The sequence below is a fragment of the Pseudomonas sp. KD5 genome (assembly GCF_012932895.1).
In the GTDB taxonomy this organism is placed as follows: domain Bacteria; phylum Pseudomonadota; class Gammaproteobacteria; order Pseudomonadales; family Pseudomonadaceae; genus Aquipseudomonas.
This window is the reverse complement of record NZ_JDWJ01000001.1, coordinates 532156-555129: the sequence shown is the minus strand read 5'-3', so window position 1 is coordinate 555129 and position 22974 is coordinate 532156. Positions and strand designations below refer to the sequence as shown.

Below are 22974 nucleotides of genomic sequence, written 5' to 3'. Positions count from 1 at the left end.
TGGGAGCCTTCAATGAGAGTGCTCGGCCGAGGCTTTGCCCAATTCCGATTTGAGGACGAAGCTGCCGGCACTGGCGACTTGCACGCCCGGCTCCAGCCCTTGGGTGACTTCCACCAAGCCGGCCGCGCGACTGCCCAGCTCCACCGCTTGCGCCTTGAAGCCGTCGTCGGTGCGCACGAACACTGTGGGTTTGTCCTCGACGGTCTGGATCGCGGTTTCAGGTACGGCGACCCTGGCTTGGCGACTGTCGGTCGCCACCAGCGCGGTGACGAACAGGCCGGGGCGCCACGAGCCTTGCGGATTTTCCAAGGTCACGCGGACCGTTGCAGTGCGGGTCTGTTCACCGAGCAAACTGCCGACGTAGGCCACGGTGCCGGCAACTTCGGCATTGAGTTCCGGGGCGCTGACGGTGACCGGTTTGCCCACTTGCACCTTGGTCAGATCCTTGGGCGAAACGCCGAACGTCACCCACACCCGCGACAGGTCGGAGAGGGTAAAAGCCTCCGTGGATTCATCGACCACCTCCCCCGGCGTCAGGTGTTTTTCCACCACCACACCGTCGAACGGCGCGCGCAGTTCATAGCGATTGCCGCCGGTGGCGACCACGCTGCCACTGAGCACGCTGATTTTTTGCCGGGCATTGGCCAGGGCAATTTCGGCTTCTTCCAATGCCTGGCGTGCCTGAAGGAAATCCTGCTCGGCGGAGATCTTGTCCTGCCACAGTTTTTTCTCGCGTTCGTAGGTGGTGCGCGCCAAGGTCAGGCGCCGCTGCGCGGCAGCCTGTTCGCTGCGCTGATCAGAGATCTGCTGACTGGCGATCACCGCCAGCAACTGGCCCTTCTTCACCGACTGCCCGAGATTGACCGACACCGACTCGACCACCCCGGGCACCCGAGGCACTACGTGCGCAGTGCGGTCTTCGTCAAAGCGCACTTCGCCGGGGAACGGCAAGCCGAGGCTGATGTACTGCGCCCGCGCTTCGGCTAGTTGAATGCCCGCCGCGGTGATCTGTTCAGCGCTCAGCTCCAGGTGCCCTTCTTCTGCATGTTCGCCGTCGGCTGCTGCGCCTTCTTCAGCGTGATCGGCGTGCTCCGCCGCTTCATCGGCGTGCGCGTCGATGGACGCATTGCCCGGCCACATCGAGCCAATACCAATGCCCAGCGCCAACGTCGCCGCAGCCACCACGATCAGTTTTTTTTCCATGGAAACTCCTCTGCGCCATGCCATCGCGCAGTGATTTGAAGGATGAAATTCAAGGGCTGACGGTGAGGTCGCCGAAGATGCGTTCGATGCGTACTCGCGCGTCCGTCGCCTCGCTGACGGCCTGGATGTATTGGCTGCGGGCGCTGATCAGGGTGCGCTGGGCGTCGAGCACATCGAGGAAGCCGAACTTGCCCATTTCGAAGCCGCGCGTGGCGCTGTCGACCGCATTTTGCGCAGCGGGCAGGATGGTCTGGTTGAACGCCTCGACTTCGCCATTGGCGGTCTGCCATTGCTCAAGGCTGGTCTGGATTTCCGTGCGCAAACGCAGCTCGGTGGCATTGCGCAGATCCCGCGCCTGATCGCTGCGCCGGGCTGCTGCCAGCACGTTGCCCTGATTGCGGTTGAACAGCGGAATCGGCAGCGACAGCCCGACCACGTTGACCCGCTCGCGCTCGGTTTCGCTGTATTGGCTGCCAATACTCACGGTCAGGTCGGGAATGCGTTGCGACTTTTCCAGACCCAGTGAGGCTTCGCGCTGATCGATCTGCAATTTGGCCAGACGCAGCTCGGCGGTCTCGTTCAGGCGCTCCAGCAATCGGCTCGCCGGTGGCACGGTGGGCATGCTTTGCGTGGCCGCTTGCACGGTGGTCGAGGCTGGCAACGGTGCGCCCATGACCTGCGCCAATTGCTGATAGGCGTTGGCCTGATCGCGCTCGGCGCGGCTCAGTTCCAGGCGTACTTCTAAGAGTTGCACGTGCGCCCGGGTGCCTTCGACCGGCGATGATTTGCCGGCCTCGATGCGTCCTTGGGCGACGCGCAAACCGTGTTCGGCGAGTTGCAGCGACTGACGAGACAACTGCAAGCGCTGTTGCGCGGTCCGGGCGCTGTTGAACGCCTGAATCACATCGGCGCGCAAGGCATTGCGCTTGCGCTCCCACTCGATCCCGGCGGCGTCCTGCGCGCGGCTGGCGACGTCGATCCGTGCGCCACGTTTGCCGCCCAGTTCGATCGGTTGGCTGAGCATCACCGTGGTGGTTCGCGAATCGCGCCGGGTGTCTTCGGCCTCCCACGACACTTCGGGGTTGGGGATCAGGCCGGCCTGTTTGCGCTCACCCTCGGCGATGCCGATTTCCCACTGCGCAGCCGCCAGATCCGGGTTACCGGCGAATGCCGTTTGCAGGGCTTGATCGAGGGTCAGGGTCGATGCATGCACAAGCCCCGTGCCGGCCAGCAACACAACGCTGGCCGTCACTGTCCTCGCTGTTTTTTTCAGGCGTGCTCGCGCCGTCCGTTCTTTTAAACCGGGCAATGGAAGACTTCCTTTATTCAAGAATCTTTGATGCCGCCACGGTAGAGTTTTGAACTTATCGGCAAGGTGACTGGAACATTACAAATCCGTCATCCACGGTTTATGGAAGTTGTTTTGATCTAGGATGCGAAGTGCGAAAGGCGACATAGCAATACATGGAAACAAATACACGGTAGTTATCTGCCAAACAGCACTTGCCTGAATGTGGCGCATGGGCATTCGGGCTTGCCTGCTGCGACAGGCTGTCGCAGATCGCCATTTTCAGAGCTCAAGACCCAGCATTTCAGTTGACCCTGTAGCCACTACAGCCTTTACCTTGCACGCCATCACACAGGGAAACCGCTGTAGAAAACCAGCAACTCACAACCTCTAGTCGTTATTCAAAACCGTCCGGAAGCCCCTACAAAAACAACAACTTTCCCGGCCACCTTAATTAAATATCCATTAAATAAAAGTGGTGATAGATCATGCGAATCCTTGTCGTCGAGGACGAGCTTAAAGCTGCCGAATACTTGCATCAGGGACTGACGGAAAGTGGTTATATCGTTGACCACGCGGCCACTGGCGCCGACGGACTGCATCTGGCGCAACAGCAGGCATACGACCTGGTGATCCTGGATGTGAACCTGCCGGAACTCGATGGCTGGGGCGTGCTGGAACAATTACGTCGCACCCATTCCACCCGAGTAATGATGCTCACCGCCCGCGGGCGTCTGGCCGACAAGATTCGTGGTCTGGATCTGGGTGCCGACGATTATCTGGTCAAGCCATTCGAGTTTCCGGAATTGCTGGCGCGAGTGCGCACGCTGATGCGCCGCAGCGAAAACATCCCGGTGCCGCAGGTGCTCAAAGTCGCCGATCTGGAACTTGATCCGGGCCGTCACCGCGCCTTTCGCGGCGAGCAGCGCATCGACCTGACCACCAAGGAATTCGCCCTGCTGCACCTGCTGATGCGCCAGTCCGGCGAGGTGCTCACCCGTACCCAGATCATTTCGCTGGTGTGGGACATGAATTTCGACTGCGACACCAACGTGGTCGAAGTGTCGATCCGACGTTTGCGCGCCAAGATCGACGACCCGTTCGACAGCAAGTTGATCCACACCCTGCGCGGTGTCGGCTATGTCCTGGAGGCGCGGGAATGAAGCCGGCCAGCCTGTCGATGCGCCTGGGCCTGACGGTGAGTATTCTCGGCGCGCTACTGGTGGTGTTCCTGGCGATCCTTGCCTACTTTGCCCTGACCCATGAGTTGAACGCGTTATCCAGGGACAGCCTGGCCCAGAAGATGGAACAGGTGGAACACAGCCTGTCGCTGTACGCCGATGCCGCAGAAATTCGTTCGGCGCCGCACATTCTGCTCGATCAGGTCATGGGCCATGACAACCTCACCCTGACGATTTATGACCGCAGTAACTTGCGCACGCCTCTGTTGAAATCCGGCTCCGGCATGGCCGACCCGCGCCTTGAACGCAAGGCAGTACTGGCTGCCGACGAACCACTGGCGTTCTCCGACGGCACCGACGATCAAGGCAAGCGCTACCTGACCGCTTCTCGGTTGGTCCGCATCAAGGACGGCACCCGCGTCCCGGTGCTGCTGTCGATGGACGATGCCCACAATCAGGCGTTGCTCAGCGCCTATCTGCGCTCGACCCTGATTGCTTTGCCACTGCTGCTGATCTTCATCGGCCTCAGTGCCTGGGCCGCCGTACAGCGGGGGCTGATGCCGTTGCGCGAGTTTCGCAAAGTGGCGGCGATGGTCTCGACGCAAGACCTCGGCCATCGGCTGTCGGTGCTCGACATGCCCCAGGAACTCAGTGAACTGGCCCAGGGGATCAACTTCATGCTGGATCGCCTCGACAATGGTGTGCAGCAGTTGTCGCAGTTCTCCGATGACCTGGCCCATGAACTGCGCACGCCGATCAACAATTTGATGGGCAAGGCACAAGTGACGCTGTCCCGGGAACGCACGGCCGAGGCGTACAAAAACGTCTTGGTGTCCTGCACCGAAGAACTGGAGCGTGTTGCGCGGATCGTCTCGGACATGCTGTTTCTGGCGCAGGCCAGCAACCCGGCAGCGCTCACATCTTTCGAGCCGGTCGCCCTTGAAGAAGAAGCCGAGAAAGTGGCCGACCTGTTTTCCTTGTCGGCGCAAGACAAGCGCATCAACCTGAACGTGACCGGCAGCGCACGCGTGCTGGGCGACCGGTTGATGATTCAACGGGCGATCTCGAACCTGCTGTCCAACGCCCTGCGCCACTGCCCGACCGGGCAAACGGTTTCGCTGCATATTGAACAAAAGGCGACACAGGTTGCACTGGAAGTCAGCAACCCCGGCGCGGGCATCGAAGCGCAGCATCTGCCGCACCTGTTCGACCGTTTTTACCGGGTCGACAGCAGCCGCTCCCGCTCGCAAGGCAGCACCGGACTGGGTCTGGCCATCGTGCGCTCAATCATGAGCGTGCATCAGGGAGTGGCCGAGGTTGAAAGCCCGCCCGGTGCGATGACCGTGTTCAGACTGGTTTTCCCCAAAAACGAAAATGCAATGCAGGTCACCGCAATACCTGGCGGTGGAACAGGCACAAAGTAAAACGGCACCTTACGGTGCCGTTAGCGTTTCACATTTACCGACAATTACTTACGCGCATCCGCCCACGATTTCAGCAGTTCGTTGTAGCTCACGGTTTCACCCTTGGGCTTCTCGTTGGCCAGTTTCGGCTTCGGTGCGCCCGGTTGGTCGAACCAGTATTGCGCGTCGCGTTCCGGGTTCATTTTCGGCGCGCAAGTGGCCTGGGCCTTGGAGCGTTCCAGACGGGTCATGATCGCGTCTTGATCCTTGGCCAGACCATCGAGCGCCTGTTGCGGGGTTTTCTCGCCGCTGGCAGCTTCGGCGATGTGGCTCCACCACAACTGCGCCAGACGCGGATAGTCCGGCACGTTGGTGCCGGTCGGTGTCCATTGCACCCGCGCCGGGCTGCGATAGAACTCGACCAGGCCACCGAGTTTCGGCGCCAGGTCGGTCATCGCTTGCGAGTTGATGTCCGACTCGCGGATCGGCGTCAGGCCGACGATGGTTTTCTTCAGCGACACGGTTTTCGAGGTCACGAACTGCGCGTACAGCCAGGCCGCGAGCTTCTGTTTCTCAGGCGTGGACTTCATGAATGTCCAGGAACCCACGTCCTGATACCCAAGCTTCATGCCCTCTTCCCAGTACGGTCCGCGTGGCGATGGCGCCATGCGCCATTTTGGCGTGCCGTCGGCATTCACCACCGGCAGGCCCGGTTTGGTCATGTCGGCGGTGAACGCGGTGTACCAGAAAATCTGCTGGGCAATGTTGCCCTGGGACGGCACCGGGCCGGATTCGGAGAAGGTCATGCCCGCCGCTTCCGGTGGCGCGTACTTCTTGAGCCAGTCGACGTATTTGGTGGTGGCAAAAACCGCTGCCGGGCCGTTGGTATCGCCTCCGCGGGTCACGCTGGAGCCGACTGGATGACAGTCTTCGACACGAATGCCCCACTCATCCACCGGCAAACCGTTGGGCAAGCCCTTGTCGCCACCACCGGCCATGGAGAACCAGGCATCGGTAAAGCGCCAGCCCAGGGACGGGTCTTTCTTGCCGTAGTCCATGTGCCCGTAGACCCGCTTGCCGTCGATTTCCTTGACGTCCTCGCTGAAGAATTTGGCGATGTCTTCATAGGCAGACCAGTTCACCGGCACGCCCAGTTCATAGCCGTACTTTTCCTTGAACTTGGCTTTCAGCTCCGGCCGCTCGAACCAGTCGGCGCGGAACCAGTAGAGGTTGGCGAACTGTTGATCGGGTAATTGATAGAGCTTGCCATCGGGCGCGGTGGTGAAGGACGTGCCGATGAAGTCCTTGATGTCGAGGGTCGGCGAGGTGAAGTTTTTACCTTCGTTGGCCATCAGGTCGGTGATCGCCTCGGTCTTGCCATAGCGAAAGTGCGTACCGATCAGGTCTGAGTCGTTGACCCAGCCGTCATAGATGCTCTTGTCCGACTGCATCACGGTCTGCAGCTTTTCCACCACATCGCCTTCTTGCAGCAGGTCGTGGGTGACTTTGATCCCGGTGATCTCGGTGAAGGCCTTGGCCAGCACCTTGGACTCGTATTCATGGGTGGTCAGGGTTTCCGAGACAACCTTGATGTCCATCCCGCGAAACGGCTCGGCCGCCTTGATGAACCACTTCAATTCCGCGAGTTGCTGATCGGCCGTCAGGGTGGACGGTTTGAATTCGCCGCCGATCCACTTTTTCGCAGCGTCTTCGTAGGCATCAGCCCAGGCCGATGCGCTCAATCCGCTGAGTGCCAGCATGGCTGCCAGTGAAATGCTATGTCGCAGCTTATTGTTTTTATCGAACATAAGACCTCCTTTATGGGTTTCGGAGCAACATTGCCGAGCGATTCGACTAGCCCCAACGCATCACAGCCAACAGCCACACCAGGGACAACGCGAACGCTATCCAGATGCTCCAGTCGGTGACGCCGATTACCAGCAAATGCAGGTAGGCGCTGCCGAGAAGACCGATAAACAGCCGATCGCCACGGGTGGTGGTAATCGGCAGAAAACCTTTTCGAAGAATGCTTGGCGAACGCAACTCCCAGGTCGTCATGCCCACCAGGATCAAGGCTATGACGCCGAAGAACGCCGCCGTCGGGCCAGTCCAACTCATCCATTCCATCATCAGTTCCTCATACCCGGCCCAGGGCAAAGCCCTTGGCCACGTGGTTGCGAACAAACCAGATCACCAGCATGCCCGGCAGGATGGTCAACACCCCCGCCGCTGCCAGCACGCCCCAGTCGATGCCGGACGCCGAGACCGTGCGGGTCATCACCGCGGCGATGGGTTTGGCGTTCACCGACGTCAGGGTTCGCGCCAGCAACAGTTCGACCCAGGAAAACATGAAGCAGAAAAACGCCGTGACACCGATCCCGGAGCCGATCAGCGGAACGAAAATCTTCACGAAGAACTTGGGAAAGCTGTAGCCATCGATGTAGGCGGTTTCGTCGATTTCCTTGGGAACGCCAGACATGAAGCCCTCAAGAATCCACACCGCCAGCGGCACGTTAAACAGACAGTGAGCCAACGCCACCGCGATGTGCGTATCGAACAACCCGATCGAGGAATACAGCTGGAAGAACGGCAGCAGGAACACCGCCGGTGGTGCCATGCGGTTGGTCAGCAGCCAGAAGAACAGGTGCTTGTCACCGAGAAAGCGGTAGCGCGAAAACGCATAGGCCGCCGGCAACGCCACGATCAGGGAAATGATTGTGTTCATGCTGACGTAGTACGCCGAGTTGAGGTAGCCGGTGTACCAGCTCGGGTCAGTGAAGATCACCTTGTAGTTGGCGAAAGTGAAATCCTGGGGAAACAGCGTCAGGCCACCGAGGATTTCGGTGTTGCTCTTGAAGGACATGTTCAGCAGCCAGTAGATCGGCACCAGCAGGAACAGGATATAGACCAGCAGTGGAATCAGCTTTCTCTTGCTCATGGCAGGCCTCACCGATTGGCGTCAGAGTGAGTCATGGCGGTGTAGAACAGCCACGACACCAACAGGATGATCAGGAAGTACACCAGCGAGAAAGCCGCCGCCGGGCCGAGGTCGAATTGCCCTACGGCCATTTGGGTCAAGGTCTGACTCAAGAAGGTCGTGGCATTGCCCGGACCGCCACCGGTCAACACGAACGGCTCGGTGTAGATCATGAAACTGTCCATGAACCGCAGCATCACCGCGATCAGCAGTACGCTCTTGAGCTTGGGCAACTGGATGTGTCGGAACACCGCCCAGGCCGACGCCCGATCGATCCGCGCCGCCTGGTAATACACGTCCGGAATCGCCCGCAGCCCGGAGAAACACAGCAGCGCCACCAGTGATGTCCAGTGCCAGACGTCCATCACCAACACCGTGACCCAGGCGTCCATGGTGTTGGCCGCGTAGTTGTAGCTGATGCCCATGCCGTTGAGGCTGGCCCCAAGCAAGCCGATGTCGGCCCGGCCGAAAATCTGCCAGATGGTACCAACCACGTTCCACGGAATCAGCAGCGGAATCGCCAGGAGAATCAACACCAGCGACGACCAGCGGCCCTTGATCGGCATGGTCAGGGCGATGGCGATGCCCAACGGAATTTCGATCAACAACACACAACCGGAATAGATGAACTGGCGCAGCAGCGAGTCATGCAGCCGTGGGTCGAGCAAGACCTGCTTGTACCAATCGGCGCCGACGAAATAGCGGCTGGACTGGTCGAAGATGTCCTGCACCGAGTAGTTGACCACGGTCATCATCGGGATCACCGCACTGAACGCCACCAGCAGGAACACCGGCAATACCAGCCACCAGGCCTTGTTGTTCTGCACCTTGTTCATGGCTGCACCTCCAGCAAGTAATCATCGGCGTAGACCATCAGCCATTGCCCCGGAAAACTGATGTACGCCGTGCCCTCGGGCACCGGTTTGTCTTCAGCCAAGCGTACTTTCAGCAGCACGCCGTCGAGGTTCAGGGTCATGATTTTGTAGGTGCCCAGGTCCTCGACGTGTACGACCTTTGCCCGCAACGCGTCATCAAAGGCCTCCTCCCACACATGGACGAACTCCGGACGGATGCCGACCTTCAGGCTTTTCCATTCGCTGTCGGCGATCCGCTGCTGCATCGCAGTGGACAACGGCAAGTGAGTCCCGGCAAAACCGACACCGCCGGCCTGCGGCTGGACGTCGATCAGGTTCATCCCCGGGCTGCCGATGAAATAGCCGACAAAGGTGTGGCTCGGCCGTTCGAACAATTCCCGTGGCGTACCGAACTGCACGATCTGCCCGCCGTACATCACCGCGATCTTGTCGGCGAAGGTCGAGGCTTCGAGCTGATCATGGGTGACGTAGACCATGGTGATGTTGAACTGCTCGTGGATCTGCTTGAGCTTGCGCCGCAGCTTCCACTTCAGGTGCGGGTCGATCACCGTCAGCGGTTCATCGAAGAGGATCGCCGACACGTCATCGCGCACCAGCCCACGGCCCATGGAGACTTTCTGTTTTTCATCGGCGGTGAGGTTGCGGGCCTTCTTGTGCAGCAATGCCTGAAGGTCGAGGACTTCGGCGATCTCATGCACCTTGCTGAAAACCTTCGCTTCGACCATGCCCTGATTGCGCAGCGGGAAAGCCAGGTTGTCGAACACCGTCATGGTGTCGTAGACCACCGGAAACTGGAAAACCTGGGCGATGTTGCGCTTTTCCGGGGTCAGCTCGTTGACCACTTTGCCGTCGAACATCACCTGGCCCTGGGACGGGCTGAGCAATCCGGAAATGATGTTGAGCAAGGTCGACTTGCCGCAGCCCGATGGCCCGAGCAGCGCATAGGCGCCGCCCTGCTCCCAGACGTGGTCCATCTCGCGGATCGCGTAATCCTCAGGGCCGGCTGGTGTGCGGGTGTAGCTGTGGGCAAGGCTCTGCAAACGGATTTCGGCCATCAGGCAACCCTCGCAATACGGCGACCGGGCGCCTGGACCAGCCGCCCCTGCATATCGAACACAAACAGTTTATGAGTCGGGATATAGATGCGAATCGGCGCATCGACGTCGTATTCGTGCACCCCCGGCAAGTGCAGCACCAGCAGGAAATACTCGTTGCGCACGTGCAGGAAGGTTTCCGAACCGCTGATCTCGGCCACCTCGACGGTCACCGCCAGTTCCAGATCGTCGTCGTTGCTCGGCACCAGCGAGATATGGCTGGGACGCACGCCGAAACGGAACTCGCCCTCGCCCACCGGACGCAGATCGACGTTCAACGGGAAGTGCACGAAATTGGCGAAACTCACTTCGTTGCCGGCAATGCGGCCCGGCATCAGGTTGATCGGTGGCTCGGAGAACAACTCCGCCGCCAGCACGGTTTGCGGCTGGTGATAGACCTCGGAGGACTTGCCGCTCTGAATCACCCGGCCTTCGTGAAGAATCGTCGTGGTGCCGCCCAGCGCCAGGGCTTCGTTGGGTTCGGTGGTGGCGTAAATCGCGATGGTATTGCGCGCCTTGAACAGCTCGCGCATTTCCTGGCGCAGCTCTTCGCGCAGCTTGTAGTCGAGGTTGACCAGCGGCTCGTCGAACAGAATCAGCTCGGCGTCCTTGACCAGCGCCCGGGCCATGGCCGTGCGCTGTTGCTGGCCGCCGGAGAGCTCCAGTGGATGGCGCTGGAGGAATTTCTCGATGCGCAGCATCTTCGCGGTTTCCAGCACTTTGCTCTGGATCAGCTCATTGGCAACGCCGCCCTGACGCAGCGGCGAGGCGATGTTCTCGAACACCGTCATGGTCGGGTAATTGATGAACTGCTGATAGACCATCGACACATTGCGCAAACGCACCGGGCGCTGGGTGACGTCGACGCCGTTCATCAGGATGCGGCCGCTGTCGGGCTTGTCCAGACCGGCCATCAGGCGCATGAGGCTGGTTTTGCCGGACAGCGTGCGACCGAGCAAAACGTTGAACGATCCGGGTTCGAAATTAAGGCACGCATCGTCGATCCAGGTCTGGCCTTCGACGGTGCGGCTGACGTGTTCCAGGATTAGTGACATGGCTCGGCCTTTTTTTATTTTTTGAGTCAAGCGACCGGAGCACTACAGCGACATTCGTGCCAAAAATCTCAAGCGTTTGATTTGGCTGGAAATCCCTTCAATCAAGATAAAAATCGCATTCGTTGCTGAACAGAAATGAACAACCACGAATGAACAACTGAACAATCCGGCGGTTGACAATGAACAATAGTGAACAACACTCTACGGATGCTTTAGCAAGACGATTACTCGAATCCCCCACATCCTGTGTAGCAGCTGGCGAAGCCTGCGTTCGGCGACGCAGTCGTCGTAAGACCTGTTTGCGTGGTCGTCCTGATACACCGCGACGCCTGATTTCACGACGACTGCGTCGCTGAACGCAGGCTTCGCCAGCTGCTACATGAAGCGTGTTACTCATAACAAAAATAATAATGCCCAGAGATCGACCGCCATGGCCGTACCTGTCTCAAAGCGCTCCCACGACGCCATCATCCAGGACTCCTGGTCTCGCTGCCGCGCGTTCGGGCTCGATCATCAGAGCGCTCCGGCGTTCGATCAGTTACCGGCAGACGGCATCGCCCACTTGCTGGAGAGCCAGCATTCCCTGGTGCAGACCACCCATCAGGAAGTCCTGCCGTATTACGAAAACATCCTCAGCAACTCCAATTGCCTGATCATGCTCGCCGACAATCACGGCCAGGTGCTGACGTCGTGGGGTACCCAGCGTTTCATCGAGCCGAGCCTGACCCGTGGTTTCAGCGTCGGCGCCAGCTGGATGGAGCATTGCAGCGGGACCAATGCGATCGGCACTGCGCTGGCCTGCGAGCAGGCCGTGCACATCGAGCACGATGAACATTTCCTCAAGGCCAACCGCTTCATGACCGGTTCCGCCGCGCCGATTTTCGATGCCGAGCGCAAGGTGATCGCGGTGCTGGATGTGTCCAGCGACAGCTACCTGCCGCCCTCCCACACCCTGGGCATGGTCAAGATGATGAGCCAGACCGTGGAGAACCGGCTGATCCTCAACCTGTTCCATGGCCAGCATTTCCAATTGACCTTCAACACCGGGTTGAACAACCTCGACAGCCAATGGGCCGGGATGCTGATCTTCGATGAAACCGGTCAGGTACTGTCGGCCAACCGCCGGGCCGACAATCTGCTGGGCATCAGCCTGTCGCGGGTCAGCGTCGAAAGCTTGTTCAAAGTCTCGTTGATGGAACTGCTGAATCAGCCGGACGGCCTGCCGTTTTCCCTGCAAGCCTCAGGAAACAACCGTTTCCAGTGCGTGCTGAAACGACCGAAGCAGGCGTCGATTCAGGCGCGGCTGTTTGCAGAAAAAAAGAGCACTGAAACGAAAACCACTGAAATAAAGTGCACTGAGCCCACCCTGGCAGCGCCCGCCGCGATCAGCCTCAACACCCTGCACTTTGGCGACAGCCGCGTGGAAAAAGCCGTGCGCCAGGCCGAGCGTTTGCTGGAGAAGGACATTCCATTGTTGATCCACGGGGAAACCGGGGTCGGCAAGGAAGTCTTCGTCAAAGCCCTGCACCACGCCAGCTCACGCAGCAAACAACCGTTCATTGCCGTCAACTGTGCAGCGATCCCCGCCGAACTGGTGGAGTCCGAGCTGTTTGGCTACGAGAAAGGCGCATTCACCGGCGCCAACCAGAAAGGCAGCATCGGGCTGATCCGCAAGGCCGACAAAGGCACCCTGTTCCTCGATGAAATCGGCGACATGCCGCTGCCAACCCAGGCCCGGCTACTTCGGGTATTGCAAGAACGTTGCGTGCAACCGGTGGGCAGCAGCGAGTTGTTCCCGGTGGACATCCGGATCATCTCGGCGACCAACCGCTTGTTGCGCGAGCAGGTGCAGTTGGGGCGGTTTCGTGAGGATTTGTATTACCGCATCGGTGGTTTGACCCTGGAACTGCCACCGCTCAGGGAACGCAGTGACAAGCAGTCGCTGTTCAAGCGCTTGTGGGAACAACACCGTGAACCGTCGCAATGGGCCGGGTTGAGCCCCGAGGTGCTGGACCTGTTCGGCCGTCATCCGTGGCCGGGGAATTTGCGTCAGGTCAGCAGCGTGATGCAGGTGGCGTTGGCCATGGCCGAGGAACAGCCGGTGCGACCGGAACATTTACCGGATGATTTTTTTGTCGATCTCGAGATGGAGCCGGTGGATACACCGGAGCAGATAGCCGTTGATTTGAATGATGCCGAGGCATTGAATCGGCAATTGCAGGCGGCTGGGGGAAATATTTCGCACTTGGCGCGACGGTTGGGGGTTAGTCGCAATACCTTGTACAAGCGGTTGCGCCAGATCGAGTGACAGAACGATCAGTGGCGCAAACAAAAACCCGCACAAGGCGGGTTTTGTTTGTAGCAAACGCAGTGATCAGTCAGCCAGACGCCAGGTCGTGCCGCCCTTGCCGTCTTCCAGCACCACGCCCATGGCGGTGAGCTGGTCGCGGATGCGGTCGGATTCGGCCCAGTCCTTGTTGGCACGGGCAGTCAGGCGCGCCTGGATCAGTGCATCAACCTCAGCCGCATCGACCCGCCCTTCGGCACCGGCCTGCAGGAAGTCATCGGCTTCAAGCTGCAACACACCTAGCACGCTGGCCAGTTCCTTCAAGCGCGCCGCCAGACCGGCCGCCGCATCCAGATCGCTCTCGCGCAGACGGTTGATCTCGCGGACCATCTCGAACAGCACCGCACAGGCTTCCGGCGTGCCGAAGTCGTCGTTCATCACCTGGGTGAAACGCTCGACGAAGGCTTCGCCACCCGCCGGTGCCACTTTCGGCAAGCCTTTCAACGCATGGTAGAAACGCTCGAGGGCGCCCTTGGCGTCCTTGAGGTTGTCTTCCGAATAGTTGATCGCGCTGCGGTAGTGGCTCGACACCAGCAGGTAACGCACGACTTCCGGGTGGTACTTGTCGAGCACGTCGCGAATGGTGAAGAAGTTGTTCAAGGACTTGGACATCTTCTCGCCATTGATGCGAATCATGCCGCAGTGCATCCACGCGTTGGCGTAGGTCTTGCCGGTGGCCGCTTCGCTCTGGGCGATTTCGTTTTCGTGGTGCGGGAACTCGAGGTCGCTGCCGCCGCCATGAATGTCGAAGGTCTCGCCCAGGCAGCAGGTGGACATCACCGAGCACTCGATGTGCCAGCCCGGACGACCGTCGCCCCACGGCGATGGCCAGCTCGGCTCGCCCGGCTTGGCGCCTTTCCACAGCACGAAGTCCAGCGGGTCCTGTTTCGACTCGTCGACTTCGATTCGTGCGCCGATGCGCAGGTCTTCGATCTTCTTGCGCGACAGCTTGCCGTAGCCCATGAACTTGGCGACGCGGTAGTACACGTCGCCATTGCCCGGTGCGTAGGCGTAGCCCTTGTCGATCAGGGTCTGGATCATCGCGTGCATGCCCGGGATGTGATCCGTGGCACGCGGCTCCATGTCCGGCTTTTTGATGTTCAGGCGCGCTTCATCTTCGTGCATCGCCGCGATCATGCGCTCGGTCAAGGCCTCGAACGACTCGCCGTTCTCGTTGGCCCGATTGATGATCTTGTCGTCGATATCGGTGATGTTGCGCACGTAGGTCAGGTCGTAACCGCTGAACCGCAACCAGCGGGTCACCAGGTCGAACGCGACCATGCTGCGGCCGTGGCCCAGGTGGCAGTAGTCATATACGGTCATCCCGCAGACGTACATGCGCACCTTGTTGCCATCCAGCGGCTTGAAGACTTCTTTGCTCTTGGTGAGCGTGTTGTAGATCGTAAGCACGACGGTTCCTTAAGACTTGATCACTGGCCCCACGAATCACGCAGGGTCACGGTACGGTTGAATACCGGAGCGCCCGGTTTCGAGTCCTTGATATCCGCGACGAAGTAACCTTCGCGCTCGAACTGGAAACGGTCTTCCGGCTGTGCGTTGCCCAACGAGGGTTCAGCACGACAACCGGTGAGGACTTGCAGTGAGTCAGGGTTGATGTTGTCCAGGAAACTGGCGCTGTCTTCGGCCTTCTCCGGATTCGGAGAACGGAACAGACGATCGTACAGACGCACTTCGCACTCGACGCTGGCCGCAGCCGGCACCCAGTGCACCACGCCTTTGACCTTGCGGCCTTCGGGGTTCTTGCCCAGGGTGTCCGGATCGTACGAGCAGCGCAGTTCGACGATGTTGCCATCGGCGTCCTTGATCGCTTCGTCGGCACGGATCACGTAGCTGCCGCGCAGACGCACTTCGCCGTTCGGCTCCAGGCGCTTGTAGCCTTTTGGCGGCTCTTCCATGAAGTCATCGCGGTCGATGTAGATTTCACGGGCGAACGGCAGCTTGCGCACGCCGAGTTCTTCTTTCTGCGGATGACGTGGCAGTTCGAGATTCTCGACTTGGTCTTCCGGGTAGTTGGTGATCACGACTTTCAACGGACGCAGCACGCACATGGCGCGCGGGGCATTCGCGTCCAGGTCCTGACGGATGCTGAACTCGAGCATGCCGAAGTCGACCACGCCATCGGAACGGTTGGTGCCGATCATGTCGCAGAAGTTGCGGATCGACGCCGGGGTGTAGCCACGGCGGCGGAAGCCCGACAGCGTGGACATGCGCGGATCGTCCCAGCCATTGACGTGCTTTTCATCGACCAGTTGCTTGAGCTTGCGCTTGCTGGTGATGGTGTAGTTCAGGTTCAAACGGCTGAATTCGTACTGACGCGGGTGCGCCGGCACCGGCAGGTTGTCGAGGAACCAGTCGTACAACGGACGATGGCTTTCGAACTCCAGGGTGCAGATCGAGTGGGTGATGCCTTCAATGGCGTCCGACTGACCATGGGTGAAGTCGTAGTTCGGGTAGATGCACCACTTGTCGCCGGTCTGGTGGTGATGGGCATGACGGATGCGATACATGATCGGGTCGCGCAGGTTCATGTTCGGCGAGGCCATGTCGATCTTGGCCCGCAGCACACGTGCGCCGTCCTTGAATTCGCCGGCCTTCATGCGAGCGAACAGGTCGAGGTTTTCCTCAACCGAGCGGTCGCGGAACGGGCTGTTCTTGCCCGGCTCGGTCAGGCTGCCACGGTATTCCTTGGCCTGTTCAGGGGTCAGGTCGTCGACGTAGGCCTTGCCGGCCTTGATCAGCTCTACCGCCCAGTCGTGCAACTGGTCGAAATACTGCGAGGCATAGCGCACTTCACCGGACCATTCGAAGCCCAGCCATTTGACGTCGCTTTCGATCGCGTCGATGTATTCCTGGTCTTCCTTGGCCGGGTTGGTGTCGTCGAAACGCAGGTGCGTGACGCCGCCGAATTCCTGGGCCAGGCCGAAGTTCACACAGATCGACTTGGCGTGACCGATGTGCAGGTAACCGTTGGGCTCAGGCGGGAAACGGGTAACGATCTGCGTGTGCTTACCCGAGTCCAGGTCCGCCTGGATGATCGGGCGCAGGAAATTGACCGGCACGGCAGGGCCGGTCTTGGAATTCGAGGTAGGGTCGACAGTGGGCTTGCTCATAGGATCCTTGAACGTACAAGTGCGCGGCCAGTTGGCCAAATCAAAGCGGCTGTTATAAATCAAAGGGGCTTATCATAGCCGATGCTGTCAAGTGGCTGACAGAGCAGGCCGGCAATCGGTTGCATTTAATCGGCCGGCGATGAAAAACAGCCTCGAAATTCGCGTCCGGCACGCTAAACTGCGCACCTTGGCCGACACTGGCCGGACCGGTTGAGGGCCAAAGCGCCCCTAACCCACGAATTCCTATAAAGAGTACTGATCATGACTCAAGTCAAACTGTCTACCAACTTCGGCGACATCGTCCTGCAACTGAACGCTGATAAGGCACCGCTGACCGTTGCCAACTTCATCGAATACGTCAAGGCCGGTCACTACGAAAACACTGTTTTCCACCGCGTCATCGGTAACTTCATGATCCAGGGCGGCGGTTTCGAGCCAGGCATGAAAGAAAAGAAAGACAAGCGCCCAAGCATCCAGAACGAAGCCGACAACGGCCTGCCGAACAAGAAGTACAGCGTTGCCATGGCCCGCACCATGGAGCCGCATTCGGCTTCCGCGCAATTCTTCATCAACGTGGCTGACAACAGCTTCCTGAACCACAGCGCCAAGACCGTTCAGGGCTGGGGCTACGCGGTATTCGGCGAAGTGGTTGAAGGCACCGACGTCGTCGACAAGATCAAAGGCGTGGCCACCACCTCCAAGGCCGGTCACCAGGACGTACCTGCAGACGACGTGATCATCGAGAAAGCCGAGATCATCGAAGCGTGATACTGCTGATTTCAGACTTGCATCTGGAAGAGGAGCGCCCGGACATTACCCGGGCGTTTCTGGATTTGCTCGCTGGACGCGCCCGCTCGGCGAGTGCGTTGTACATTCTGGGCGACTTTTTCGAGGCGTGGATTGGCGACGATGCCATGACAGCCTTCCAGCGTTCCATCTGCCAAGCCCTGCGGAACTTAAGCGACAGCGGCACGGCCATTTTCCTGATGCACGGCAATCGCGACTTCATGCTCGGCAAGGCCTTCTGCAAAGCGGCCGGCTGTACCTTGCTCAAAGATCCGAGTGTCGTGCAGTTTTACGGCGAGCCGGTGCTGTTGATGCACGGCGACAGCCTTTGCACCCGCGACGTCGGTTATATGAAGCTGCGGCGCTACCTGCGTAACCCGATCACCCTGTTCATCCTGCGCCATCTGCCTTTGGGCACCCGGCATAAGCTAGCGCGCAAGTTGCGCAGCGAAAGCCGTGCGCAGACGCGGATGAAGGCCAATGACATTGTCGATGTTACGCCTGAGGAAGTGCCGCGGGTCATGCGGCAATTCGGTGTGAAAACCCTGATCCACGGCCACACCCATCGCCCCGCCATCCACAAATTGCAGATTGGCGAGCAAGCTGCCAAGCGCATTGTGCTGGGGGATTGGGACCGTCAGGGCTGGGCGTTGCAGGTGGATGAGCAAGGGTTTGCATTGGCGCCGTTTGATTTCGTTACGCCATAAAAACCTAAGATCAAAAGATCGCAGCCTCGTTTCACTCGACAGCTCCTACAGGTGCATTGCCTAACGTGGTCAATGTAGGAGCTGTCGAGCGGAGCGAGGCTGCGATCTTTTAAACGGGCGCCACTGAATCAATGCCCTGCCGAAGCCGGCCCCGCCTTCGCCGCAAACGGCGGTTTCGCCAGCCATACCAGCAGAATCAAGCCCATGAACGCCCACCCCAGCAACGTGAAGTAATCCACGGTGGAGAGCATGTACGCCTGACTGGTCAGCACATGATCCAGTTGTGCGTAGGCCGGGTTGCCCGCCCCGCCCAGCGTGTTCAACGCCTCCCGGGTCGCCGGCTCATAGGTAGTGATGCTTTCACTCAGATACGCATGGTGCTGATCGGCCCGGCGAATCCAGATCCAGGTGGTCAACGACGCCGCAAAACTACCGCCCAGGGTCCGCAGGAAGGTTGCGAGCCCAGCGCCGTCGGCAATCTGGCTCGGCGGCAGGTCCGACATCAAAATGCTCAAGGTCGGCATGAAGAACAGCGCCACGCCAATGCCCATGAACAGCTGCACCAAGGCGATGTGCTGGAAGTCCACTTCGTTGGTAAACCCGGCGCGCATGAAGCAACTCAAACCGATGCACAGGAACGCCCCACCGGCCAGCAATCGCAGGTCGAATTTGTGCGCGTACCGACCGACAAACGGCGACAACACCACCGGCAAAATGCCGATCGGCGCCACCGCCAGACCAGCCCAAGTGGCCGTGTAGCCCATCTGGGTTTGCAGCCATTGCGGCAGGATCAGGTTGATGCCGAAGAACCCGGCATATCCGCCCACCAGCACGATGGTGCCGATGCGGAAGTTGCGGTAGGCGAACAGCCGCAGATTGACCACCGGGTGTTTGTCGGTCATTTCCCAGATCACGAACACCGCCAGCGCAATCACCGAAATAGCCGCGCCGATGATGATGAAGTTCGACTCGAACCAGTCCAGGTCATTGCCCTTGTCGAGGATCACCTGCAACGCGCCGACGCCAATGATCAAGGTGATCAGCCCCACGTAATCCATCGGCTGGTAACTGGTCTCCACCGGACGCGCCTTGAGTTGCTGGCGCACCACCATCACGGCGAAAACCCCGATCGGCACGTTGATGAAGAAGATCCACGGCCAGCTGTAGCTGTCGGTGATCCAGCCACCGAGAATGGGGCCTGCAATCGGCGCCACCACCGTGACCATCGCCAGCAACGCCAGGGCCATGCCACGCCTGGCGGGCGGATAGACCGCGATCAACAGCGTCTGGGTCATCGGGTACAACGGCCCGGCCACCAGGCCTTGCAGTACCCGAAAACCGATCAGCTCCGGCATCGAGGTCGAGATACCGCACAGAAACGACGCCAGCACGAACAGCATCGTCGCCCAGAGAAACAATTTCACTTCACCAAAGCGCCGGCTGAGCCAACCGGTCAGCGGCAGCGCGATAGCGTTGCTCACGGCAAACGAGGTGATCACCCAGGTGCCCTGCTCCGAACTCACGCCCAGGTTGCCGGAAATCGTCGGCAAGGCCACGTTGGCGATGGTGGTGTCGAGCACCTGCATGAACGTCGCCAGCGACAGGCCGATGGTGCTGAGCACCAGGCTGGGCGGCGAGAAAGAGGCGTTTTTGCTCATCGCGAATCCTTTGGAGCTGAATTTCTTGGAGCGGGGCCGGCGCTGCGCCCGTTACAGGCGCAGCTGACGGATTGGCGAATCAGCGATGCGCGGTTTTGCTGACTGCGGCGCTGTTATCGTGGATCAATTGGGTGATCATCGCGTCGGCCTCGGCCAACTGACGGTCGTAGACGCTGGTGCTGAACGAAGCCTTTTGCGGCGGCTGTTGTGCCAGCACCGGACCGCTCTGATCGCGCAGGTTAACCTCGACCTGAGTCGACAGACCGACCCGCAACGGGTGCTTGGCCAGTTCTTCGGCATTGATGTGAATCCGCACCGGCACCCGCTGCACGATCTTGATCCAGTTACCGGTGGCGTTCTGCGCCGGCAGCAAGGCAAATGCACTGCCGGTCCCGGCGCCGAGGCTGTCGATGGTGCCGCTGTATTTGACGTCGCTGCCGTAGACATCAGCTTCGATGTCCACCGGTTGACCAATGCGCATGTCACGTAATTGGGTTTCCTTGAAGTTCGCGTCAATCCACAGCTGATCCAGCGGAATCACCGCCATCAACGCGGTGCCCGGCTGGACACGCTGACCGAGTTGCACGGTACGTTTGGCGACATAACCGGTGACCGGCGCGATCAAGGTGCTACGGGCATTGTTCAGGTACGCCTGACGCACTTGCGCAGCGGCGGCCATCACATCCGGGTGCGACGACACTACGGTGTCATCGACCAGCGCGCTGGTGGTCTTGAGCTGTTGTTGAGCGTTGGCCAGAGCGTTCTGCGCCGAGGTCAAGTCATCACGGGCGTGGGACAGTTCTTCCTGGGAAATCGCCCCGCCGGCGGCGAGGTTTTTCCGCCGATTGAAGTTTTCCTGAGCCTTTTGCACTTCGGCCTGCTGCGCGTTGACCTGGGCTTTCATGCCATCGACGTTGCTATACAAACCGCGCACCTGGCGCACGGTGCGGGCCAGGTTAGCCTGGGCGCTTTGCAGACCGACTTCGGCGTCGTTCGGGTCGAAGTTGATCAGTACCTGGCCTTCGTGGACCAAATCGCCATCGTCAGCGCCGATACTGACCACGGTGCCGGTGACCAGCGGCGTGATTTCCACCACGTTGCCGTTCACGTAGGCGTCGTCGGTGCTTTCGCTCCAGCGACCGAAGAATTGGTGATAACCCCAGACGCCGGCTCCGGCGAGGATCACCAGGATCGTCAGGACAAACAGCATCACTTTGCGCTTGCGCGGATTGCTCGTGTCTTGACCGTTGTCAGGAGCTGGGGTTGGAGTTGTATCGGCAGTGGCCATGACAAGTACCTTGAATTAGTTGTGCTGCGTGGCTGGGGTTGCGTTGGCGGCGGTCAGGGTTTCGCCCTGAAAACCGCCACCCAGCGCCTGCATCAGTTGGATCGACAGGTCGATCTGCTCGGCATTCAGGTTGGCCAGCTGACGCTGGGCCTGGAGCAATTGCTGCTCGATGCTGAGCACGTCGAGGTAGTTGCCTATGCCGGAACCGTAGCGCTGGACCACGGTGTTGTAAGAATCCTGGGCGATGTCGGTGGCGTGTTGCTGGGCACCGATTTGCCGGCCGATATCGTGCAACTGGTTGATGGTGTCGCTGACATCGCCTAAAGCTTTCACCAGGCTTTTGTTGTACTGCGCCACCGCGAGGTCGTAATCGGCGTCGCGGGAATCGAGGTCGGCACGCAGGCGGCCGCCGTCGAAAATCGGCACCGAGATCGTCGGCGCGATGTTGAAGAAACGACTGGCGGAACCGAACATCGCATCCCCCAGCAACGACTCGACACCGGCCGCCGCGCTCAGGTTGAGGTTGGGGTAGAACCGGGTCTTGCTCGCCGCGATATTTTTGCTCGCGGCCTCAACCCGCCAGCGCGCGGCCACGAGGTCGGGACGACGACCGAGCAATTCTGCTGGCAACACCGATGGCAACGCGACTGCGCTGGCCTGAAGGACTTTCGGCCGGGCGATTTCGTTGCCGCGATCCGGGCCTTTGCCCAGCAGCACCGCCAAGGCGATTTTCGCGCTTTGCAGGCGTTTCTCGGCGTCGATCAGGCTGGCTTCGGCGCTGGCTTCAAGGCTTTCGGTTTGCTGGAACTGGTACTGACTGTCGATCCCCGAACTCAGGCGACGCTGGCTGAGGTCGAGCATTTGTTTGGTGCGTTTGAGGTCTTCGCTGGCCAGGTCATGGATGATGTGTGCCTGCCCCAGATCGCTGTAGGCGCGGGCGACGTCGGCGGACAAGGTCAGTTGCGCGGCCTGCTGATCGACTTCGGCGGCGCGGGCCTGGCCCAATGCGGCTTCCCAGGCATCGCGCTGACCGCCCCAGAGGTCGAAGGTGTAATTGAAGCTGGCGCCGAGATTACGCACGGTGGAGTAAGTGCCACCCTGCCCGCTCGGATCTTTGTCGCGGGCCAGACGCGAACGGCTGACACCGGCGTTGGCATCGAGGGTGGGCATCCGTGCAGCATCGGCGGCATAGGCGGCAGCACTGGCCTGGTGAACGCGGGCGTCGGCGATTTGCATGTCGGGGCTGTCGTGCAGGGCTTCGCGGATCAAGCCGTCGAGCTGCGGGTCGCCGAGGCTTTTCCACCAATCGCTTTTCGGCCAGACCGCAGGTGACAGGGGCACGCCGTTGAGCGACTGCCCGGCCTTGAGGTTCTTCGCATCGAGGCTGACGCCTTCGGTGTTCAAGCCACTGTAACTGGCGCAACCGGCGACGCTCATGGCCAACAGCACCAGGCTCAGTCCGGTACGCAGGCGTTTACTGTTCATGACCACCTACCCGCAGCAAGGTGATCGAGTCACCCGCCGCTACCAGGATTTTCTTCAGGATGTGTTCCAGGGTTTTCAATTCTTCCGGGGTGATGGCACCGGCCAGTTCATTCATGGCATCGGCGCCGATCTGCGGCAGCTGGTCGGTCAACTGCTGGCCTTGTTCGGTCAGCACCAGTTGCACCTGGCGGCGGTCTGCCTCGGAGCGTTGGCGGGCAAGGAAACCTTTCTGTTCCAGACGATCGAGCATGCGGGTCATCGAACCGCTGTCCAGCGACAGGTGACGGCACAGCTCGGCCGGGGTATCGACGCCGAACTGGGCCATGATGATCAACACTTTGAACTGCGCGGCAGTGATGCCGTGGGGTTCCATGTGCGTATCGATGATCCGGTCCTTGAGCAGCGCGGCGCGTCCGAGCAAGAGGCCGAGATGGCAATTATGGAAATCGTATGAGGAGAAATGTTTCATCTGACCACCAATTAGCTGCCTAGGCAG

At 60.0% G+C, this 22974-nt stretch carries 19 protein-coding genes; 5 read left to right on the top strand and 14 right to left on the bottom strand.

Annotated elements, in window-relative coordinates; genetic code table 11:
• Window positions 1-9: 9 nt before the first annotated feature.
• The gene (locus AF70_RS02440) at window positions 10-1203 is read right to left on the bottom strand and encodes an efflux RND transporter periplasmic adaptor subunit (protein ID WP_028941256.1); all 1194 of its coding nucleotides are present in this window, start codon (window positions 1201-1203) and stop codon (window positions 10-12) included.
• 49 nt (window positions 1204-1252) lie between these two features.
• Window positions 1253-2512, bottom strand: coding sequence for a TolC family protein (locus tag AF70_RS02435; RefSeq protein ID WP_028941255.1), 1260 nt, complete (start codon window positions 2510-2512; stop codon window positions 1253-1255).
• A gap of 467 nt (window positions 2513-2979) precedes the next feature.
• Between AF70_RS02435 and AF70_RS02430 the strand changes: the two genes are divergently transcribed.
• Both AF70_RS02430 and AF70_RS02425 read left to right on the top strand, forming a co-directional pair.
• Complete coding sequence (locus tag AF70_RS02430) at window positions 2980-3654, top strand: heavy metal response regulator transcription factor (RefSeq protein ID WP_007940896.1); 675 nt, start codon at window positions 2980-2982, stop codon at window positions 3652-3654.
• Window positions 3651-5096, top strand: coding sequence for a heavy metal sensor histidine kinase (locus AF70_RS02425; protein WP_028941254.1), 1446 nt, complete (start codon window positions 3651-3653; stop codon window positions 5094-5096). The genes AF70_RS02430 and AF70_RS02425 overlap by 4 nt, the downstream gene beginning before the upstream one ends.
• Window positions 5097-5140: 44 nt before the next feature.
• Here AF70_RS02425 and AF70_RS02420 read toward each other — a convergent pair whose 3' ends face one another.
• The 6 genes from AF70_RS02420 to AF70_RS02395 are packed head-to-tail and all read right to left on the bottom strand — an operon-like array spanning window position 5141 to window position 11076.
• A complete protein-coding gene (locus AF70_RS02420) occupies window positions 5141-6883 on the bottom strand; it encodes an ABC transporter substrate-binding protein (RefSeq protein ID WP_007940906.1) in 1743 nt (580 codons plus the stop codon).
• Between the two features lie 46 nt (window positions 6884-6929).
• Window positions 6930-7202, bottom strand: coding sequence for a DUF2160 domain-containing protein (locus tag AF70_RS02415; protein WP_018925490.1), 273 nt, complete (start codon window positions 7200-7202; stop codon window positions 6930-6932).
• Window positions 7203-7212: 10 nt separating this feature from the next.
• Entirely contained in the window at window positions 7213-8013 is an 801-nt protein-coding gene (locus tag AF70_RS02410; RefSeq protein ID WP_007940908.1) for a carbohydrate ABC transporter permease, read from the bottom strand.
• Between the two features lie 8 nt (window positions 8014-8021).
• Window positions 8022-8888 (bottom strand): carbohydrate ABC transporter permease, encoded by an 867-nt coding sequence (locus AF70_RS02405; protein ID WP_019580058.1) that lies wholly within the window; start codon window positions 8886-8888, stop codon window positions 8022-8024.
• The gene (locus tag AF70_RS02400) at window positions 8885-9982 is read right to left on the bottom strand and encodes an ABC transporter ATP-binding protein (protein WP_028941253.1); all 1098 of its coding nucleotides are present in this window, start codon (window positions 9980-9982) and stop codon (window positions 8885-8887) included. The genes AF70_RS02405 and AF70_RS02400 overlap by 4 nt, the downstream gene beginning before the upstream one ends.
• A complete protein-coding gene (locus AF70_RS02395) occupies window positions 9982-11076 on the bottom strand; it encodes an ABC transporter ATP-binding protein (protein ID WP_028941252.1) in 1095 nt (364 codons plus the stop codon). The genes AF70_RS02400 and AF70_RS02395 overlap by 1 nt, the downstream gene beginning before the upstream one ends.
• A gap of 430 nt (window positions 11077-11506) precedes the next feature.
• Here AF70_RS02395 and AF70_RS02390 point away from each other — a divergent pair, with 430 nt between their 5' ends.
• Window positions 11507-13384 carry a sigma-54-dependent Fis family transcriptional regulator gene (locus AF70_RS02390; RefSeq protein WP_028941251.1) on the top strand — a complete coding sequence of 626 codons (1878 nt, stop codon included), beginning with the start codon at window positions 11507-11509 and terminating at the stop codon, window positions 13382-13384.
• Window positions 13385-13450: 66 nt separating this feature from the next.
• Here the strand turns inward: AF70_RS02390 and cysS are convergent, their stop codons facing one another.
• Both cysS and AF70_RS02380 read right to left on the bottom strand, forming a co-directional pair.
• Entirely contained in the window at window positions 13451-14833 is a 1383-nt protein-coding gene (cysS, locus tag AF70_RS02385) for a cysteine--tRNA ligase (RefSeq protein WP_019580054.1), read from the bottom strand.
• Between the two features lie 20 nt (window positions 14834-14853).
• A complete protein-coding gene (locus tag AF70_RS02380) occupies window positions 14854-16554 on the bottom strand; it encodes a glutamine--tRNA ligase/YqeY domain fusion protein (RefSeq protein WP_028941250.1) in 1701 nt (566 codons plus the stop codon).
• A gap of 261 nt (window positions 16555-16815) precedes the next feature.
• Between AF70_RS02380 and AF70_RS02375 the strand changes: the two genes are divergently transcribed.
• Together AF70_RS02375 and lpxH are read left to right on the top strand one after the other, a co-directional pair.
• Window positions 16816-17322, top strand: a complete 507-nt coding sequence (locus AF70_RS02375; RefSeq protein ID WP_028941249.1) for a peptidylprolyl isomerase — start codon at window positions 16816-16818, stop codon at window positions 17320-17322.
• Entirely contained in the window at window positions 17319-18047 is a 729-nt protein-coding gene (gene lpxH / locus AF70_RS02370) for a UDP-2,3-diacylglucosamine diphosphatase (protein ID WP_028941248.1), read from the top strand. Before AF70_RS02375 ends, lpxH begins: the two co-directional genes overlap by 4 nt.
• Before the next feature lie 128 nt (window positions 18048-18175).
• Here lpxH and AF70_RS02365 read toward each other — a convergent pair whose 3' ends face one another.
• From AF70_RS02365 to AF70_RS02350, 4 genes are all read right to left on the bottom strand, one after another.
• A complete protein-coding gene (locus AF70_RS02365) occupies window positions 18176-19705 on the bottom strand; it encodes a DHA2 family efflux MFS transporter permease subunit (RefSeq protein ID WP_019580051.1) in 1530 nt (509 codons plus the stop codon).
• 79 nt (window positions 19706-19784) lie between these two features.
• Window positions 19785-20993, bottom strand: a complete 1209-nt coding sequence (locus tag AF70_RS02360; RefSeq protein WP_028941247.1) for an HlyD family efflux transporter periplasmic adaptor subunit — start codon at window positions 20991-20993, stop codon at window positions 19785-19787.
• A gap of 15 nt (window positions 20994-21008) precedes the next feature.
• On the bottom strand, window positions 21009-22478 hold the full coding sequence (locus AF70_RS02355; RefSeq protein WP_028941246.1) for an efflux transporter outer membrane subunit: 1470 nt from the start codon (window positions 22476-22478) through the stop codon (window positions 21009-21011).
• Complete coding sequence (locus tag AF70_RS02350) at window positions 22468-22947, bottom strand: MarR family winged helix-turn-helix transcriptional regulator (RefSeq protein ID WP_007940922.1); 480 nt, start codon at window positions 22945-22947, stop codon at window positions 22468-22470. Before AF70_RS02350 ends, AF70_RS02355 begins: the two co-directional genes overlap by 11 nt.
• Window positions 22948-22974 lie beyond the last annotated feature (27 nt).

Coding starts and splice junctions, on each gene's coding strand:
- AF70_RS02430 (WP_007940896.1), top strand. CDS start 2,980: ATGCGAATCCTTGTCGTCGAGGACGAGCTTAAAGCTGCCGAATACTTG.
- AF70_RS02405 (WP_019580058.1), bottom strand. CDS start 8,888: ATGAACAAGGTGCAGAACAACAAGGCCTGGTGGCTGGTATTGCCGGTG.
- AF70_RS02360 (WP_028941247.1), bottom strand. CDS start 20,993: ATGGCCACTGCCGATACAACTCCAACCCCAGCTCCTGACAACGGTCAA.
- AF70_RS02365 (WP_019580051.1), bottom strand. CDS start 19,705: ATGAGCAAAAACGCCTCTTTCTCGCCGCCCAGCCTGGTGCTCAGCACC.
- AF70_RS02355 (WP_028941246.1), bottom strand. CDS start 22,478: ATGAACAGTAAACGCCTGCGTACCGGACTGAGCCTGGTGCTGTTGGCC.
- AF70_RS02440 (WP_028941256.1), bottom strand. CDS start 1,203: ATGGAAAAAAAACTGATCGTGGTGGCTGCGGCGACGTTGGCGCTGGGC.
- AF70_RS02395 (WP_028941252.1), bottom strand. CDS start 11,076: ATGTCACTAATCCTGGAACACGTCAGCCGCACCGTCGAAGGCCAGACC.
- AF70_RS02350 (WP_007940922.1), bottom strand. CDS start 22,947: ATGAAACATTTCTCCTCATACGATTTCCATAATTGCCATCTCGGCCTC.
- AF70_RS02425 (WP_028941254.1), top strand. CDS start 3,651: ATGAAGCCGGCCAGCCTGTCGATGCGCCTGGGCCTGACGGTGAGTATT.
- AF70_RS02380 (WP_028941250.1), bottom strand. CDS start 16,554: ATGAGCAAGCCCACTGTCGACCCTACCTCGAATTCCAAGACCGGCCCT.
- AF70_RS02400 (WP_028941253.1), bottom strand. CDS start 9,982: ATGGCCGAAATCCGTTTGCAGAGCCTTGCCCACAGCTACACCCGCACA.
- AF70_RS02410 (WP_007940908.1), bottom strand. CDS start 8,013: ATGAGCAAGAGAAAGCTGATTCCACTGCTGGTCTATATCCTGTTCCTG.
- AF70_RS02415 (WP_018925490.1), bottom strand. CDS start 7,202: ATGGAATGGATGAGTTGGACTGGCCCGACGGCGGCGTTCTTCGGCGTC.
- AF70_RS02420 (WP_007940906.1), bottom strand. CDS start 6,883: ATGTTCGATAAAAACAATAAGCTGCGACATAGCATTTCACTGGCAGCC.
- AF70_RS02375 (WP_028941249.1), top strand. CDS start 16,816: ATGACTCAAGTCAAACTGTCTACCAACTTCGGCGACATCGTCCTGCAA.
- AF70_RS02390 (WP_028941251.1), top strand. CDS start 11,507: ATGGCCGTACCTGTCTCAAAGCGCTCCCACGACGCCATCATCCAGGAC.